This window comes from Streptomyces sp. NPDC104106 (assembly GCF_055584345.1).
Genome location: NZ_JBVJMF010000009.1, coordinates 106917 through 122236 on the forward strand (window position 1 = coordinate 106917; position 15320 = coordinate 122236).

Genomic DNA, 15320 nt, shown 5'->3' on the forward strand with positions numbered 1-15320 from the left:
AGCGAATACGAGAACTATTGCGCACCTTGCAGAGCGGGGCCACCCTTCCGCTATGACGCAGACCACACACCTCACTCCCGACACCGCCCGGCAGGCCGACCCCTTCCCGGTCAAGGGAATGGACGCGGTCGTCTTCGCCGTGGGCAACGCCAAGCAGGCGGCGCACTACTACTCCACCGCCTTCGGCATGAAGCTGGTCGCCTACTCCGGACCGGAGAACGGCAGCCGCGAGACCGCCAGTTACGTGCTGGAGAACGGCTCCGCCCGGTTCGTGTTCACCTCGGTCATCAAGGCGAGCACCGACTGGGGCCGCTTCCTCGACCGGCACGTGGCCGAGCACGGCGACGGCGTCATCGATCTGGCCATCGAGGTCCCCGACGCCCGCGCCGCCCACGCCTACGCCGTCCAGCACGGCGCCCGCTCCCTCGCCGAGCCCTACGAGGTCAAGGACGAGCACGGCACCGTCGTCCTCGCCGCGATCGCGACCTACGGCGAGACCCGCCACACCCTCGTCCAGCGCACCGGCTACGACGGCCCCTACCTGCCCGGCTACACCGCCGCCGAGCCGATCGTCGAGCAGCCCGCCCAGCGCACCTTCCAGGCCATCGACCACTGCGTGGGCAACGTCGAACTCGGCAGGATGGACGAGTGGGTGGCGTTCTACAACAACGTCATGGGCTTCACCAACATGAAGGAGTTCGTGGGCGACGACATCGCCACCGAGTACAGCGCGCTGATGTCGAAGGTCGTCGCGGACGGCACCCTGAAGGTGAAGTTCCCGCTCAACGAGCCCGCGATCGCCAAGAAGAAGTCCCAGATCGACGAGTATCTGGAGTTCTACGGCGGCCCCGGCGTCCAGCACATCGCGCTGAACACCGGCGACATCGTGCAGACCGTGCGCACCATGCGCGCCGCCGGCGTCGAGTTCCTCGACACCCCAAACTCCTACTACGACACCCTCGGCGAGTGGGTCGGCGACACCCGCGTGCCGGTCGACACCCTGCGCGAGCTGAAGATCCTCGCCGACCGCGACGAGGACGGCTATCTGCTGCAGATCTTCACCAAGCCGGTCCAGGACCGCCCGACCGTCTTCTTCGAGATCATCGAGCGGCACGGCTCCATGGGCTTCGGCAAGGGCAACTTCAAGGCCCTGTTCGAGGCCATCGAGCGCGAGCAGGAGAAGCGGGGCAACCTGTAGCCGCCCCTGTGCTCAAGCTGGGCGGCGCCTCCCCGGGAGGGTCGCCCAGCGCCCGCAGCGCCGCCCGTGCCGCCGGCGCACGCCCGGCGGTGGGTCGCGCATCGGGCGTGGGCGCCGCCCAGCACCGCCCACGCCCGCGCGTCCCCCGGCCGCGCCCGCACCCGCCGCTCCTGCCGCCCGGTCAGCGCCGCCGGCCGCGGCAGCGCGGCCGGCACCCCCGAGCCCGGCGCGGCCGACGCCCTTCGCCTGCGGACCGGCGGCGGGCGGCCGGGCCACCGGGGGCCGCGGGGCCTGGCGCGGCAGCGGTGTCAGCACCGCGCCCGCAGCGGCCCCGCCCGCCGGCGCGGCGCACGGCACCCGGCGCGGCCACCGCTGTCGGCGCGGCGCGGCGAGCCCGGCCGGCGGGGACGTGACCGGCACGCTCGGCCGGGGGTCCACGGCGCGCACTGTGCGTCGGCGTGGTCAGCGCGCCCCACGTGGCCCAAGGAGGCCGGGGACGGGGTTCACACCGATGGCCGTGAGTGTCACGCTGTGATCATGAGCCGTATCGAAGCGCCCCGCTCCGAGGACACCGCGGACACCGCAGGGACGAGCCGTCTCACCGACCGGCTCCTGGCCGGCCTGCCCGCCGAGGCCGTCCTGACCGACCCCGACGTCACCGCCGCCTACTCCCACGACATGGCGAGCTTCTGCCCCGCCGGCGCCCCCGCCGCCGTGGTCCTGCCGCGTACGGTCGAGCAGGTGCAGCACGTCCTGCGCGTCGCCACCGAGCTGCGCGTCCCGGTCGTCCCCCAGGGCGCCCGCAGCGGCCTGTCCGGCGCCGCCAACGCCAGCGACGGCTGCGTCGTACTGTCCCTGACCAGGATGGACCGCATCCTGGAGATCAACCCCGTCGACCGCGTCGCGGTGGTCGAGCCCGGCGTCATCAACGCCACGCTCTCCCGCGCGGTCGAGGAGCACGGCCTGTACTACCCGCCGGACCCCTCCAGCTGGGAGATGTGCACGATCGGCGGCAACATCGGCACCGGCTCCGGCGGTCTGTGCTGCGTCAAGTACGGGGTCACCGCCGAGTACGTGCTCGGCCTGGACGTCGTCCTCGCCGACGGCCGCCTGATGTCCACCGGCCGCCGTACGGCGAAGGGGGTGGCCGGCTACGACCTCACCCGGCTCTTCGTCGGCTCCGAGGGCTCCCTCGGCATCGTCGTGCGCGCGGTCCTCGCGCTGAAGCCGAAGCCGCCGCAGCAGCTGGTGCTGGCCGCCGAGTTCCCCTCCGCGGCGGCCGCCTGCGACGCCGTGTGCCGGATCATGGAGGGAGGGCACGTCCCGTCCCTCCTCGAACTGATGGACCGTACGACCGTCAAGGCGGTCAACGACCTCGCCCACATGGGTCTGCCGGAGACCACCGAGGCGCTGCTGCTGGCCGCTTTCGACACCCCGGACCCGGCCACCGACCTGGCCGCCGTCGGCGCCCTGTGCGAGGCCGCCGGCGCCACCCAGATCGTCCCGGCGGAGGACGCCGCCGAGTCCGAACTCCTCCTCCAGGCCCGGCGGCTCTCGCTGACCGCGCTGGAGGCGGTCAAGGGCACGACGATGATCGACGACGTGTGCGTACCGCGCTCGCGGCTCGGCGCGATGCTGGAGGGCGTCGAGCGGATCGCCGAGAAGTACCGGCTCACCATCGGCGTCTGCGCCCACGCCGGCGACGGCAACACCCACCCCACCGTCTGCTTCGACGCCCAGGACGAGGACGAGTCCCGGCGGGCCCGCGAGTCCTTCGACGAGATCATGGCCCTCGGCCTGGAGCTGGGCGGCACCATCACCGGCGAACACGGCGTCGGCGTGCTGAAGAAGGAGTGGCTGGCCCGGGAGATCGGTCCGGTCGGCGTCGAGATGCAGCGCGCGGTGAAGCACGCCTTCGACCCGCTGGGCATCCTCAACCCGGGCAAGCTGTTCTGACCCCTTCGCGCACTCGGCGCGCCGGCTCACCGGGCCAGCAGCTGGTCGAGCGCGTCGTCGATGCCGAGCCGCGCGCCCTCCATGCCCGGCGGCACGGCCGTCAGCGTCCGCTCCAGCCAGGCCGACACCTGGGGGACGGGCGCCTGGAGCAGCGCGTCCCCGTCCGGCGAGCTGAGCGCGATCAGCACGACGCTGCGCCCGTCGGACTTCGTCGGCCACACCCGCACGTCCCCGTGCCCGCACGGCCGGAAGACCCCCTCCACCAGCAGGTCGCGGGCGAACGTCCAGTGGACGGGGAAGTCGGAGTCGATGTGGAAGGCGATGTGGACGGCGTAGGGGTCGTCGGAGCGGTAGCCGAGCCGGGCCGGGACCGGGACGCTGCGCTCCGGCGACAGGACGAGCTTCAGCTCCAGCTCCCGTTCCACCACGGTGTGATGCATGACGTTGCCCTTTCTCTCTCCTCGGCGGACCGCTCGGAACGGGCCCGCACCCGGGGAGAGGGGGCAGGGGCCGGGCCATTACGCGGGTTCGGGGATTTTTCTCCCGCGGACGGGTGGGAGCCGTGCACGGCTCCCACCCGGAAGGGGTTCGGTCCCACGGGACTGGCGTTGCGGGACGCCCCGGTCTGATAGATGTGGAGCCCCTATCCCACCCCCGAGCAGATACGGGACGACGGACATGAGCGCCCCAACCCCGGCCCCAGGCGACGACCGGCCCCGCGAGGGCTACTACCCGGACCCGTCCATCCCCGGCTACGTCCGGTACTGGAACGGCGCCTCCTGGGTGCCCGGCACCAGCCGTCCGGCGCCGAAGGACGGCGAGCCGCTCACCCCGCCCCCGGGCGTCCGCCCCGCGACCCCGGCGGTGGAGGAGACGGGCCCCCACTTCTTCGACGAGGACACGGAGCCGGGGCCTGCCGGCCAGGGGGCGTCCGGCCAGGGGTCCTTCGGCCACGCGGCGGGAGAGACGGGTGCCGGCAGTGACCGGCGCGGCCCGTGGGCCGCGGATCCCCGGGTCCCCGCGGGGCCGCCGGGCGGGCCGGCCGGCGGCAGCCGCAGCGCCGACGGCACGGCGGCCCACGAGGACGACGCCCCGGACGGCGGCACCTTCATCTTCCGCCGCCCGGTCCCCGGCCCCGCGGCCGTCAAGGACGAGGGCACCATCACCTTCCGCCCGGTACCGGGCCAGGTACAGCGCAGCGCACAGCCGTCCGCGCCCGGCCCGCAGGCCTCAGACGCCCAGGCTCCCGGTGGGCAGGCCGGGCCGGGCACGGGCTTCGGCCCGTACGGCGCGGCCCAGAACCCGGGCTCCGAGGGGCGGGGCGCGGCCGGCGCTGCCGGTGCGCCCGCCGGCTTCGGCCCGCATTCCGCCGGCGCCCGGACGGCCGGTCCCCAGGCCACGGGTGCGCAGGCCCCCGGCCCCCAGAGCCCCGCGATCCACTCCGCCGGTCCGCAGATTCCGGGCCCCCAGGGCCCCGGGGGCCACTCCGCCGGTCCGCAGGCGCCCGGCTCCCAGGCCGCCACCCCCCAAGCCCCCGGCGCCGAAGCCGGTTTCGGCGGGCCCGGGGTGTCACAGGGGTACGGCCCGCAGGGCCCCGTCGGCGCGCCCACCCCGCCCTCCGCCGCCTCCGCGGCGGGCCCGTCCCCGGCCGGCGGTCCCGGCTTCGGCGCGGGCAAGGCCGCCGCGGCGCGCGCCGCCGGACAGCCGCCCCAGGCGTCGCCCGCCGCCGTCGCCCCCTCCGTACCCGCCCAGGCCGCGGCCCCCGCCACCCCCCTGACCAGCGGCCCCGGCGGCGGTCAGACATCCTGGGCACAGCAGGTGCACCAACTGGCCGGCGGCGGTGACGAGCAGCCCGTGGCGCCGTGGAAGCCGCCGGTGGAGGACCTCTTCCAGGCGGCCGCGCGCCGCCAGGCAGCGGCCCGGCCCGCCGGACTCGGCAAGCGGCTGGCCGCCCGGCTGATCGACACCCTGATCGTGGGCCTCGTGACGGCCGCCGCCGCCGTACCGCTCGGGCTGCGGGCCGCCGACCACGTCCAGCAGAAGATCGACGCGGCCAGGCTGTCCGGCCGCGAGGTCACCGTCTGGCTGCTCGACGGCACGACCGCCACCAGCCTCGGCGTCGTGGTCGCCGTCCTCCTCCTCGTCGGCGTGGCCTACGAGGTGCTGCCGACCGTCAAGTGGGGCCGCTCCCTGGGCAAGCGGCTGCTGGGGCTGGAGGTGCGGGACATCGAGGGGTACGAGCCGCCCGCCTTCGGCCCGGCGCTGCGCCGCTGGCTGGTCTTCAGCGTCCCCGGGCTGCTCGGCGTCGGGATCGTGGGTGTGCTGTGGTGCCTGTTCGACCGGCCCTGGCGCCAGTGCTGGCACGACAAGGCGGCGCACACCTTCGTCGCCGGCTGACCCCGACCGCGCCCCGCGCTACTCCGTCCGGCCGCCCGCCGGATGCGGCGCCGGGGCGTTCGCGGTCCACTCGGGCCATGAGCAGCCAACCGCCTCCCGGCTCGGCAGAGCAGCCCCCCGAGGACGACCCGTTCAGGAAGCGGCCCCCGTCGGACCAGTCGGGCCAGGGACCGGGCTCGCCGTACGACACCCCGCCCGGCGGTGCCCAGCCCCCTCCGCCCGGGGGCGGCCCCTACGGCGGTGGTCCGTACGGCGGTGGCCCCTACGGCTATCCCGCCGATCCGCTCGCCGGGATGCCCCCGCTGGCGGACAGCGGCAGGAGGACCCTCGCGCGGATCTTCGACATCATCCTCGTCGGCATCGTCGTCTGGCTGCTCACCTGGGCGTTCGGGGTGCGCGAGTACGACATCAACGGCGACCACGTCGAGGTCGGCAAGTCCGTCGCGCAGTCGTTCATCGGGGCCGTGCTCTACATCGCGTACGACACCTACATGATGAGCAGGTACGGCCAGACCCTCGGCAAGAAGTGGCTCGGCATGCGGGTGGCGAACCTGGACAACGGCGCCACCCCCTCCGTGCAGACCATGCTGATCCGCTCCCTGGTGCTGTGGGTGCCGTTCGCCTTCTGCTGCGCCTGCGTCTGGACGGCGATCTGCGGCGGCTGGAGCTACTTCGACCGGCCGTACAAGCAGGGCCTGCACGACAAGGCGGCCAAGACGGTGGTGGTCAGCACGGCGTGAGCGAGTGACGTGTCAACCCCTCACAGGGAGACCGGTTCCTCCCTGGGCGCGGGCTCGGCCGGTGCCGGGACCGTGCGGGCCTTCGGCAGCGGGACCGTCATCGCGACGAGCAGCCCGAGGGCCAGGGCCGCGAGGGCGATGACGGTGATCCCGAGGCCCGAACCCGTCCGGGACAGCAGCAGCATGGCGAGCGTCGAGAAGATCACGGTGCAGGAACCGTAGGCGAGCTGTGCGGCGGTCGGACGAGGCATGGCAATCGTGTCCTCGGAAGTCTTCGGGGGATCGTCGTCGGTGGATCGGGGGTTGCCGTTCGACTCTCTTCGCGTGCATGCCCGAGCCGGACGGTCGGTAAGCGTGACCTAACCCACGGTCCCGGTGCACAGGGGGCGCACGGAGTCATGGGGTGGCGGCATAGTCCGCTCGCAGATTCGTAAAGCGAACACCAGGACGGCATAGTGCACCCCACCCGAGCGAGTCAAGATCTGTCTTTTCTTCTAAACCTCTAGTCAAATGTCGTCACTTGACATGCGTCGAACAGGCGCAGGGGAGGAACAAGTGACCAGCAGATCCTGGACGTTCAGGGTGGCCGCGGTCGGTGTGACGCTCGCGGCGGCGTCCGCCACGTTCGCCACCTTCGCCGTCGCGGAGGCCGCCGTGCAGCCGGCCCGCTCCGCCGCCGCGAACCGGCACGACCCGGCACCGGTGACGCAGAAGGCGCACGACCTCGACGGCCCGCTCAGCAAGACCCGCGAGGCCCAGCGCCAGGAGGCGCTGGCCCAGCTGATATCGGGCAAGGCCAAGGCCAGGGAGCGGGACGGCTCCAAGGTCGTCCAGCTCAAGAGCGGCAGGGGCGACGGCAAGTACGTCGAGCTGGGCCGCGAGAAGACCGACAAGATCTTCACGATCCTGGTGGAGTTCGGGGACAGCACCGACCCGAAGTACGGCGGCACGCCCGGCCCGCTGCACAACACCATCGCCGCGCCGGACCGGACGAAGGACAACTCGACGGCCTGGCAGCCGGACTACGGCCGGAAGCACTTCCAGGACCTCTACTTCGGCACCGGCAGCAAGACCGAGTCGCTGAAGAAGTACTACGAGAAGCAGTCCTCGGGCCGCTACTCGGTCGACGGCGAGGTCTCCGACTGGGTCAAGGTCCCCTACAACGAGGCCCGTTACGGCAGCAACGCCTGCGGCTCCACCAACTGCCCGAGCGTGTGGAACGTCGTCAAGGACGGCCTGGACGCGTGGGTGGCGCAGGCGAAGGCGGCCGGGAAGGCCGACGCCGACATCAAGAAGGACCTCGCGGCGTACGACCAGTGGGACCGCTACGACCACGACGGCGACGGCGACTTCAACGAACCCGACGGCTACGTCGACCACTTCCAGATCGTGCACGCCGGCGAGGACGAGTCCGCGGGCGGCGGCGCCCAGGGCACGGACGCGATCTGGGCCCACCGCTGGTACGCCTTCGGCACCGACGCGGGCGCGACCGGCCCCGCGGGCAACAGGCTCGGCGGCGCCCAGGTCGGCGACACGGGCGTCTGGGTCGGCGACTACACCATCCAGCCGGAGAACGGCGGCCTCGGCGTCTTCGCCCACGAGTACGGCCACGACCTCGGCCTGCCGGACGAGTACGACACCGACGGCGGCGACAACTCCACCGGCTTCTGGACGCTGATGTCCTCCGGCTCCTGGCTCGGCACCGGCAAGGAGGCCATCGGCGACCTGCCCGGCGACCTGAGCGCCTGGGACAAGCTCCAGCTGGGCTGGCTGAACTACGACACCGCCAAGGCGGGCGTCTCCTCCTGGCACAAGCTGGGCTACGCGGAGTACAACACCAAGTACCGCCAGGCGGTGGTCGTCACGCTGCCCGACAAGGCCGTGAAGACCGAGATCGTCACCCCGGCGCAGGGCGCCACCCAGTGGTGGAGCGGCAGCGGCGACAACCTCAGGAACACGCTGACCCGCTCCGTCGACCTGACGGGGAAGTCCTCGGCCACGCTCAGCCTGGACGGCTGGTACGACATCGAGAACGGCTACGACTACCTCTACACCGAGGTGTCCACCGACGGCGGCGCCAACTGGACCGCGCTGGACGGCACGGTCGACGGCAGGGCCGTCCCGCGCGACGGCTCCGGCAAGCCGGCGCTGACCGGGACGACCGCCACCTACACGAGGCTGTCGTACCCGCTCGACGCCTACGCGGGCAGGAAGATCGACCTGCGCTTCCGCTACCAGACCGACGGCGGGGTGGCGCAGAAGGGCTTCGCGGCCGACGAGATCACGCTGACGGCGGACGGGGCGCCGGTCTTCTCCGACAACGCCGAGTCGCCGGACGCCGGTTGGACGGCCGCGGGCTTCTCCCGCATCGGCGCGTCCTTCACCAAGGACTACAAGCAGTACTACCTCGCCGAGAACCGGCAGTACGTGTCGTACGACAAGACCCTCAAGGCCGGCCCGTACAACTTCGGCTACCTGAACACCGCACGGCCGGACTGGGTGGAGCACTACCCGTACCAGAACGGCCTGTTGATCTGGAAGTGGGACACCTCCCAGGCGGACAACAACACCAACGCCAAGGCCCACCCGGGCACCGGGCTGATCCTGCCGGTCGACGCCCACCCGAAGGCGCTGCGCTGGTCCGACGGCACGCTGATGCGCAACCGGACGCAGGCCTACGACTCCCCCTTCACGCTGGAGCCGACGGACGCGATCACGCTGCACCAGGCGGGCACCGGGACGAGGATCGCGTCACAGAAGGGGGTGCCGGTCTTCGACGACCACGCCGGCGCCTACTACGACCCGGCGAACCCGACCGGCGGGGTGAAGGTCACTGACACCAACACCAAGATCAAGATCATCAAGCAGGCCGGAAACGGCTCGACGATCGAGCTGGAAGTCGGACCCGCGGTGAAGTAGTCGTCATCTGTGCAGGTCAGACGCGTATCGGCGGCAAACCCTTGGCGGCTTGCCGCCGATCGTGTTTAGGTGCGTGCTGTGGACCGCTTATTGACACCGACCGAAACGGGGATGTGACCGCATGGCCGCTGGAGGCTTCTGCAAGCTGCCGAACGGCACGGTCGTGGTGGCGCTGAACCTGCCATACGACTCCGCCGGGGTGCGGGTACTGGTGCACGCCCAGAACCGGGCGCGCGCCCTGACCAGGCTCCGCAACCTGGGATTCCGCGCGATCTACCTCCGGGGCAACGCCGCGCCGCCGACCCCCGACGAGATCACGGCGGTCCTGCACCACCCGGACGGCCTGATATGGCGCACCGCACCGGCCGACAACGGTGTCATCGTGACCGAGCTGTGGCATCCCATCCGGGCGCTGCTGCGCAGACCCCCGGCGGTTCCGCAGGGGTGAGGCGCTCCCGGGGCCGGTGACGGTCGTGGGGCGGTCGCGCTAGCCGCTCACGACCGGCTTGCCCGTGAGTTCCACCCCGGCCTCCCGCAGCTCCTCCAGCGCCCGCTCCGTCGTCTGTGCGGACACCCCCGCCGTGAGGTCCAGCAGCACCTGGGTGCGGAAGCCCTCGCGGGCGGCGTCCAGGGCGGTGGCGCGGACGCAGTGGTCCGTGGCTATGCCGACCACGTCGACCTCGTCGATGTGGCGCTCGCGCAGCCAGTCGGCCAGCCGGACGCCGTTCTCGTCCTCGCCCTCGAAGCCGCTGTAGGCGGCCGAGTAGGCGCCCTTGTCGAAGACGGCGTCCACTGCGCCGGAGGCGATGGCCGGGGCGAAGTTCGGGTGGAAGCCGACGCCCTCCGTGCCCGCGACGCAGTGCGCGGGCCAGGAGTGGACGTAGTCGGGGTCGTCGGCGAAGTGGCCGCCGGGGGCGATGTGGCGGTCCCGGGTGGCGACCACGTGCCGGTACCCGGTGCCGGCCGCCTGGCCGATCAGTTCCGTGACGGCGGCGGCGACATCGGCGCCGCCGGACACCGCGAGGCTGCCCCCCTCGCAGAAGTCGTTCTGCACGTCTACGACGATCAAGGCGCGGCGCATGATGGGTGTCCTTCGATTATCGGCTGATCGATCGAGCCTAGAGACTTCCGGGCCCGCGCGGGAGGGGGCGGACGAAGGGACGGACGGCGGTCGGGCTCCAGTGCCCCGGCAGGCAACGTCTGCCCCTCGAGGAGCGGCGGCCGGTGCGCCGGGGTGAACGTTGCCTGTTGGGCCACTAGCTACCCGAGCGGCCCGTGACGTACTCCGTCGCAAGGACGGGTTCCCCGCGGGAGAGCTGGGTCGCCGACAGCGGCAGATTCGCGCGGGCGGCGATGTGCCGGTCCCGGGGGACGTCGAGCGGCTCGCGCGCGAGGACGTCCCCGCCCTTGACGAGCTGCACCAGCAGCTGCCGGTCCGCCAGCTCCGGCGGCACCTGCCCGGTGCCGACGACCTCGGCCTCGGCCACCCCGTCCTCGTCCAGCCGGCGCGCCGCCCACTTGCGCCCGCCGATGGAGGTCTTCCCGCCGCTGGACTTCTTCGCGACCGGCACCAGCGGCGCCTTCGGATCGCCGGACTCCGCGCGGGCGACCAGCTTGTAGACCATGGAGCAGGTCGGGTGCCCGGAGCCGGTGACCACCTGGGTGCCGACGCCGTACGCGTCCACCGGCGCGGCGGCGAGGGAGGCGATGGCGTACTCGTCCAGGTCGGAGGTGACGACGATCTTGGTGTGGGCGGCGCCCAGCTCGTCCAGCTGCTGGCGCACCCGGTGGGCGACGAGCAGCAGGTCGCCCGAGTCGATACGGACCGCGCCCAGCTCGGGCCCGGCCACCTCCACCGCCGTACGGACGGCCTCGGCGACGTCGTAGGTGTCCACGAGCAGGGTGGTGCCCCGGCCGAGGGTGTCGACCTGGGCGCGGAAGGCGTCGCGCTCGTGGTCGTGCAGGAGCGTGAAGGCGTGGGCCGAGGTGCCGACCGTCGGGATGCCGTAGCGGAAGCCGGCCGCCAGGTCGGAGGTGGTCGCGAAGCCGCCGACGTACGCCGCGCGCGCCGCGGCCACCGCCGCCAGCTCGTGGGTGCGGCGCGCGCCCATCTCGATCAGCGGGCGGTCCCCGGCGGCCGAGGCCATCCGTGAGGCGGCCGCGGCGATCGCGGAGTCGTGGTTGAGGATGGAGAGGATCACCGTCTCCAGCAGCACGCACTCGGCGAAGGTGCCCTCGACGCGCATGATCGGCGAGCCGGGGAAGTACACCTCGCCCTCGGGATAGCCCCAGATGTCCCCGCCGAAGCGGTACGCGGCGAGCCACTGGAGCGTGCGCTCGTCGACGATCTGCCGCTCGCGCAGGAAGCCGAGGACGCCCGCGTCGAAGCGGAAGTTCTCCACCGCGTCCAGGACGCGGCCGGTGCCCGCCACCACGCCGTAGCGGCGCCCGTCCGGCAGTCGCCGGGTGAAGACATCGAACACGCTCCGCCGTTCGGCCGTACCGGCCTTCAGCGCCGCCTGGAGCATGGTCAGCTCGTACTGGTCCGTGAAGAGCGCCGTCGAGGGAACGTCCACCGGCAGCCCAAGGTCCGCTGTGTTCATGACCATAGATGCTACACCCCTTCGCGTCAGTGTGACGATTTGTAGGGCGCGTGGCAGCATGGGCACTGTGACGTCACCCGCGCCCGTAGAGATCGAACGCACCGAGTCGGCGGAGGAGGTCTTCGCCGTACCCGAACCCGACGTCCCCTGGGTCACCATCGTGCACAACGACCCGGTCAACCTCATGAGCTATGTGACGTACGTCTTCCAGTCGTACTTCGGCTACTCCAAGGACAAGGCCACCAAGCTCATGCTCGACGTCCACCACAAGGGCCGGGCGGTCGTCTCCAGCGGGTCGCGCGAGGAGATGGAGCGCGACGTGCAGGCGATGCACGGCTACGGTCTGTGGGCCACCCTGCAGCAGGACCGGAAGTAGCGAACCCACTTACATGCCTGGTCATTTCGAACCGCTTCCCGGCGGCGGCGCGGCCGTCGCCCTCGACGACGTCGAGATCTCCATCATCCGCTCGCTGGCGGTCCAGCTGCTGGAGCTGATCGGGCCCGGACCCGGCGCCGACGCCCCCGCGGACCCGCTCGCCGAGCTGTTCGCGGACGGGCCCAGCGAGCCGCCCGCCGACCCGGTGCTGCGCCGGCTCTTCCCGGACGCCTACGGCGACCCCGAGAAGGCGCCCGGCTCACCCGCCGAGGCCGAGGAGCAGCGGGCCCACTCCGCCGAGTTCCGCCGCTACACCGAGAACGACCTGCGGGCCGGCAAGCGGGAGAGCGCGCTCGCGGTGATCCGGTCGCTGGACGCGCTCGCCCCGGTGGACGAGGGCGGTGCGGTGCTGAAGCTGACGCCCCCGGAGTCGAAGCAGTGGCTCGGCGCCCTGAACGACCTGCGGCTCGCGATCGGGGCCCGGCTGGAGATCACCGACGAGGACGACACCGACCTGCTCTACCGGCTCCCGGACGAGGACCCGCGCAAGCCGATGGTGATGGCGTACCTGTGGCTCGGCGGGCTCCAGGAGACCCTCGTGAGCACCCTGATGCCGTAACCGCCGCCGTAGCACAGACGATCAGACGGTGTACGACTGTTCGCTCAGCGGACGCTCAAATCCGGATAACGATCCCGTCACCGTTGCGGTCGGGTTTGCTGGTCTTCCATGCCCTTTGTCCGCTTCTCCCTGTGAGGTGCGTCACAGCGCATTCATGTGATCATTATTGCGGTTGTGATAAATCTTCACGACCGCCCGGCCGACGCCACCCATGTCGGGCCGGGTGCGCCACCAGCCGACGACCGTCGGTCAGGCACAGCTCCAGCAATCCGGGGGGATCGAAACCCGATCCGAGGCCGACGAAGGGCCGCGGGTCGGCATGGAGAAAGGCGCACCACACATGACCTCAGCGCAGGTCGACCAGCATCGCGACGGCAACGAGGCCGTGCGGGACGGCGAGGGCGGCGAGGGGTATCAGCGCGGGCTCGGGGCCCGGCAGATCCAGATGATCGCCATCGGCGGTGCCATCGGCACCGGCCTGTTCCTCGGCGCGGGCAAGGGCATTTCCAAGGCCGGCCCGAGCCTGATCCTGGCGTACGCCGTCGCGGGCCTCGTCATCTTCCTGATCATGCGGGCGCTCGGCGAGCTGCTGATGTACCGCCCGGTGTCGGGTTCGTTCTCGGAGTACGCGCGCGAGTTCATCGGCCCCTTCGCGGGCTTCGTCACCGGCTGGACGTACTGGCTGTTCTGGGTGGTCACCGGCATCACCGAGGTCACGGCCGCGGCCGCCTACATGACGTACTGGTTCGACATACCGCAGTGGGTCTCCGCCCTGGTCTTCACGGTCGTGCTGTACGCCGCCAACCTGATCTCCGTGAAGCTCTTCGGTGAGCTGGAGTTCTGGTTCTCCATGGTCAAGGTCACCGCGATCATCGGCATGATCCTGATCTGCGCCGGCATCCTCACCGTCGGCTTCTCCGACGCCGGCAAGACCGCCTCCGTCAGCCACCTGTGGAGCGACGGCGGCTTCTTCCCGCACGGCGTCGGCAGCACCCTGATGACCCTGCAGATGGTCATGTTCGCCTTCCTCGCCGTGGAGCTGGTCGGTGTCACCGCGGGCGAGTCCAAGGACCCGAAGAAGGTCCTGCCCAAGGCGATCAACACCGTGCCGTGGCGCATCGCCGTCTTCTACGTCGGCGCGCTGATCATGATCCTGTCGGTCGTGCCGTGGACCGAGTTCCACCCGGGGGTGAGCCCCTTCGTGGCCGCCTTCCAGAAGATGGGCCTGTCCGTCGGCGCCGGCATCGTGAACTTCGTCGTCCTGACGGCCGCGCTGTCCTCCTGCAACTCCGGCATGTACTCCACCGGCCGCATGCTGCGCGACCTGGCGCTCAACAGCCAGGGGCCGAAGATGTTCACCAAGCTGACGCCCAGCGGCACCCCGCTCGCCGGCACCACGTTCTCCGCCGCGCTGATGCTCGTCGGCGTCTGGATCAACTACCAGTGGCCGGGCAAGGCGTTCGACTACGTGGTCTCCTTTGCCACCATCTCCGGCATGTGGGCCTGGATCGTCATCCTGTTCTGCCAGCTCCGCTACCGGGCCAGGGCGAACCGCGGGGAGCTGCCGCAGAGCGAGTTCCGCGCGCCGGGCGCCCCGTACACGAGCGTCTTCGCGCTGCTGTTCATCGGCATGGTGATCGTGCTGATGGGCGTCGACAAGGACGCCCGGGTCTCGCTGTACTGCGCTCCGCTGTGGGCCGCCGTCCTCGGCGTCTCCTACTGGGTGCTCAGGCGCCGCAACCCGGAGGCCGCGGCCTTCGCCAAGCGCTGACCGTCCTCCCCCGGGACGTCCGGCCGTGCGGGGCTCTCGTGGCGCCCCGCCGCGGCCGCCGCTCAGGGCGTCCGGCATGTGGGCCGTTCCGTACCATCCCTCGGTACGGAACGGCCCCTTTGCTTATCCTGGCCAGCATGCTGACCATCACCCAGGCCCTCGTCGACCAGATCGTCGCCCACGCCCGCAAGGACCACCCCGACGAGGCGTGCGGCGTCGTCGCGGGCCCGGCGGGCTCGGACCGCCCCGAGCGCTTCATCCCGATGCTCAACGCGGCCATGTCGCCCACCTTCTACGAGTTCGACTCGGGCGACCTGCTCAAGCTCTACCGCGAGCTGGACGACCGCGACGAGGAGCCGGTGATCATCTACCACTCCCACACCGCGACCGAGGCCTACCCCTCGCGCACCGACATCTCCTACGCCAACGAGCCCGGCGCGCACTACGTCCTCGTCTCCACCGCCGACACCGACGGGCTCGGCGACTTCCAGTTCCGCTCGTTCCGGATCGTGGACGCAGAGGTCACGGAGGAGGAGGTCAGGGTCGTGGAGGCCTACTGATCCCGCGATGCGGTCACAACTCATCCAGCATGCGAGATCACACTCCGATGGCCGGACCGGGAATCGTTACGATGAGCGCATGGTTCTGAACGACGTGAGCGAGAAAGCGCCGGGCATGCTGCTCGTGGCGCGGCTGCACGTCGATCTGTGCAGGCTGAACAGCGCCATCTGTTGACGTTTC

At 71.5% G+C, this 15320-nt stretch carries 15 protein-coding genes; 11 read left to right on the top strand and 4 right to left on the bottom strand.

Annotated elements, in window-relative coordinates:
- Nucleotides 1-52 precede the first annotated feature (52 nt).
- On the top strand, nt 53-1198 hold the full coding sequence (gene hppD, locus ACZ60X_RS22120; RefSeq protein ID WP_469600976.1) for a 4-hydroxyphenylpyruvate dioxygenase: 1146 nt from the start codon (nt 53-55) through the stop codon (nt 1196-1198).
- Nucleotides 1199-1729: 531 nt separating this feature from the next.
- The gene (locus ACZ60X_RS22125; protein WP_469600978.1) at nt 1730-3154 is read left to right on the top strand and encodes an FAD-binding oxidoreductase; all 1425 of its coding nucleotides are present in this window, start codon (nt 1730-1732) and stop codon (nt 3152-3154) included.
- Between the two features lie 26 nt (nt 3155-3180).
- Here ACZ60X_RS22125 and ACZ60X_RS22130 read toward each other — a convergent pair whose 3' ends face one another.
- The gene (locus ACZ60X_RS22130; RefSeq protein ID WP_469600980.1) at nt 3181-3594 is read right to left on the bottom strand and encodes an SsgA family sporulation/cell division regulator; all 414 of its coding nucleotides are present in this window, start codon (nt 3592-3594) and stop codon (nt 3181-3183) included.
- Between the two features lie 238 nt (nt 3595-3832).
- Between ACZ60X_RS22130 and ACZ60X_RS22135 the strand changes: the two genes are divergently transcribed.
- On the top strand, nt 3833-5551 hold the full coding sequence (locus tag ACZ60X_RS22135) for an RDD family protein (RefSeq protein WP_469600982.1): 1719 nt from the start codon (nt 3833-3835) through the stop codon (nt 5549-5551).
- Nucleotides 5552-5628: 77 nt separating this feature from the next.
- The gene (locus ACZ60X_RS22140; RefSeq protein WP_469600985.1) at nt 5629-6291 is read left to right on the top strand and encodes an RDD family protein; all 663 of its coding nucleotides are present in this window, start codon (nt 5629-5631) and stop codon (nt 6289-6291) included.
- A 20-nt stretch (nt 6292-6311) separates the two neighbouring features.
- Here the strand turns inward: ACZ60X_RS22140 and ACZ60X_RS22145 are convergent, their stop codons facing one another.
- A complete protein-coding gene (locus ACZ60X_RS22145) occupies nt 6312-6542 on the bottom strand; it encodes a hypothetical protein (protein ID WP_469600987.1) in 231 nt (76 codons plus the stop codon).
- A 304-nt stretch (nt 6543-6846) separates the two neighbouring features.
- On the opposite strand from ACZ60X_RS22145, the gene ACZ60X_RS22150 reads away from it, so the two are divergent.
- Complete coding sequence (locus tag ACZ60X_RS22150) at nt 6847-9210, top strand: immune inhibitor A domain-containing protein (RefSeq protein ID WP_469600990.1); 2364 nt, start codon at nt 6847-6849, stop codon at nt 9208-9210.
- 121 nt (nt 9211-9331) lie between these two features.
- Nucleotides 9332-9658, top strand: coding sequence for a hypothetical protein (locus ACZ60X_RS22155; RefSeq protein ID WP_469600993.1), 327 nt, complete (start codon nt 9332-9334; stop codon nt 9656-9658).
- A 39-nt stretch (nt 9659-9697) separates the two neighbouring features.
- Here ACZ60X_RS22155 and ACZ60X_RS22160 read toward each other — a convergent pair whose 3' ends face one another.
- Entirely contained in the window at nt 9698-10291 is a 594-nt protein-coding gene (locus ACZ60X_RS22160) for a nicotinamidase (RefSeq protein WP_469600995.1), read from the bottom strand.
- A 175-nt stretch (nt 10292-10466) separates the two neighbouring features.
- Nucleotides 10467-11813, bottom strand: coding sequence for a nicotinate phosphoribosyltransferase (locus ACZ60X_RS22165; protein ID WP_469600997.1), 1347 nt, complete (start codon nt 11811-11813; stop codon nt 10467-10469).
- Nucleotides 11814-11871: 58 nt separating this feature from the next.
- Here ACZ60X_RS22165 and clpS point away from each other — a divergent pair, with 58 nt between their 5' ends.
- From clpS to ACZ60X_RS22190, 5 genes are all read left to right on the top strand, one after another.
- On the top strand, nt 11872-12189 hold the full coding sequence (gene clpS, locus ACZ60X_RS22170) for an ATP-dependent Clp protease adapter ClpS (protein ID WP_158921259.1): 318 nt from the start codon (nt 11872-11874) through the stop codon (nt 12187-12189).
- Nucleotides 12190-12202: 13 nt separating this feature from the next.
- Nucleotides 12203-12808: a DUF2017 domain-containing protein gene (locus ACZ60X_RS22175; RefSeq protein WP_469600999.1), complete on the top strand. Its 606-nt coding sequence runs from the start codon at nt 12203-12205 to the stop codon at nt 12806-12808.
- Nucleotides 12809-13148: 340 nt separating this feature from the next.
- A complete protein-coding gene (locus ACZ60X_RS22180; protein WP_469601002.1) occupies nt 13149-14579 on the top strand; it encodes an amino acid permease in 1431 nt (476 codons plus the stop codon).
- A gap of 137 nt (nt 14580-14716) precedes the next feature.
- Nucleotides 14717-15139: a M67 family metallopeptidase gene (locus tag ACZ60X_RS22185; RefSeq protein ID WP_469601005.1), complete on the top strand. Its 423-nt coding sequence runs from the start codon at nt 14717-14719 to the stop codon at nt 15137-15139.
- Nucleotides 15140-15218: 79 nt separating this feature from the next.
- Nucleotides 15219-15314, top strand: a complete 96-nt coding sequence (locus tag ACZ60X_RS22190) for a putative leader peptide (protein WP_023550193.1) — start codon at nt 15219-15221, stop codon at nt 15312-15314.
- The last annotated feature ends 6 nt before the right edge of the window (nt 15315-15320 follow it).

What these genes read in the sequence shown, in the direction of transcription:
- hppD (WP_469600976.1), top strand. Translation starts at nt 53, where the DNA reads ATGACGCAGACCACACACCTCACTCCCGACACCGCCCGGCAGGCCGAC.
- ACZ60X_RS22130 (WP_469600980.1), bottom strand. Translation starts at nt 3,594, where the DNA reads ATGCATCACACCGTGGTGGAACGGGAGCTGGAGCTGAAGCTCGTCCTG.
- ACZ60X_RS22135 (WP_469600982.1), top strand. Translation starts at nt 3,833, where the DNA reads ATGAGCGCCCCAACCCCGGCCCCAGGCGACGACCGGCCCCGCGAGGGC.
- ACZ60X_RS22140 (WP_469600985.1), top strand. Translation starts at nt 5,629, where the DNA reads ATGAGCAGCCAACCGCCTCCCGGCTCGGCAGAGCAGCCCCCCGAGGAC.
- ACZ60X_RS22145 (WP_469600987.1), bottom strand. Translation starts at nt 6,542, where the DNA reads ATGCCTCGTCCGACCGCCGCACAGCTCGCCTACGGTTCCTGCACCGTG.
- ACZ60X_RS22155 (WP_469600993.1), top strand. Translation starts at nt 9,332, where the DNA reads ATGGCCGCTGGAGGCTTCTGCAAGCTGCCGAACGGCACGGTCGTGGTG.
- ACZ60X_RS22160 (WP_469600995.1), bottom strand. Translation starts at nt 10,291, where the DNA reads ATGCGCCGCGCCTTGATCGTCGTAGACGTGCAGAACGACTTCTGCGAG.
- ACZ60X_RS22165 (WP_469600997.1), bottom strand. Translation starts at nt 11,813, where the DNA reads ATGAACACAGCGGACCTTGGGCTGCCGGTGGACGTTCCCTCGACGGCG.
- clpS (WP_158921259.1), top strand. Translation starts at nt 11,872, where the DNA reads ATGGGCACTGTGACGTCACCCGCGCCCGTAGAGATCGAACGCACCGAG.
- ACZ60X_RS22175 (WP_469600999.1), top strand. Translation starts at nt 12,203, where the DNA reads ATGCCTGGTCATTTCGAACCGCTTCCCGGCGGCGGCGCGGCCGTCGCC.
- ACZ60X_RS22180 (WP_469601002.1), top strand. Translation starts at nt 13,149, where the DNA reads ATGACCTCAGCGCAGGTCGACCAGCATCGCGACGGCAACGAGGCCGTG.
- ACZ60X_RS22185 (WP_469601005.1), top strand. Translation starts at nt 14,717, where the DNA reads ATGCTGACCATCACCCAGGCCCTCGTCGACCAGATCGTCGCCCACGCC.
- ACZ60X_RS22190 (WP_023550193.1), top strand. Translation starts at nt 15,219, where the DNA reads ATGGTTCTGAACGACGTGAGCGAGAAAGCGCCGGGCATGCTGCTCGTG.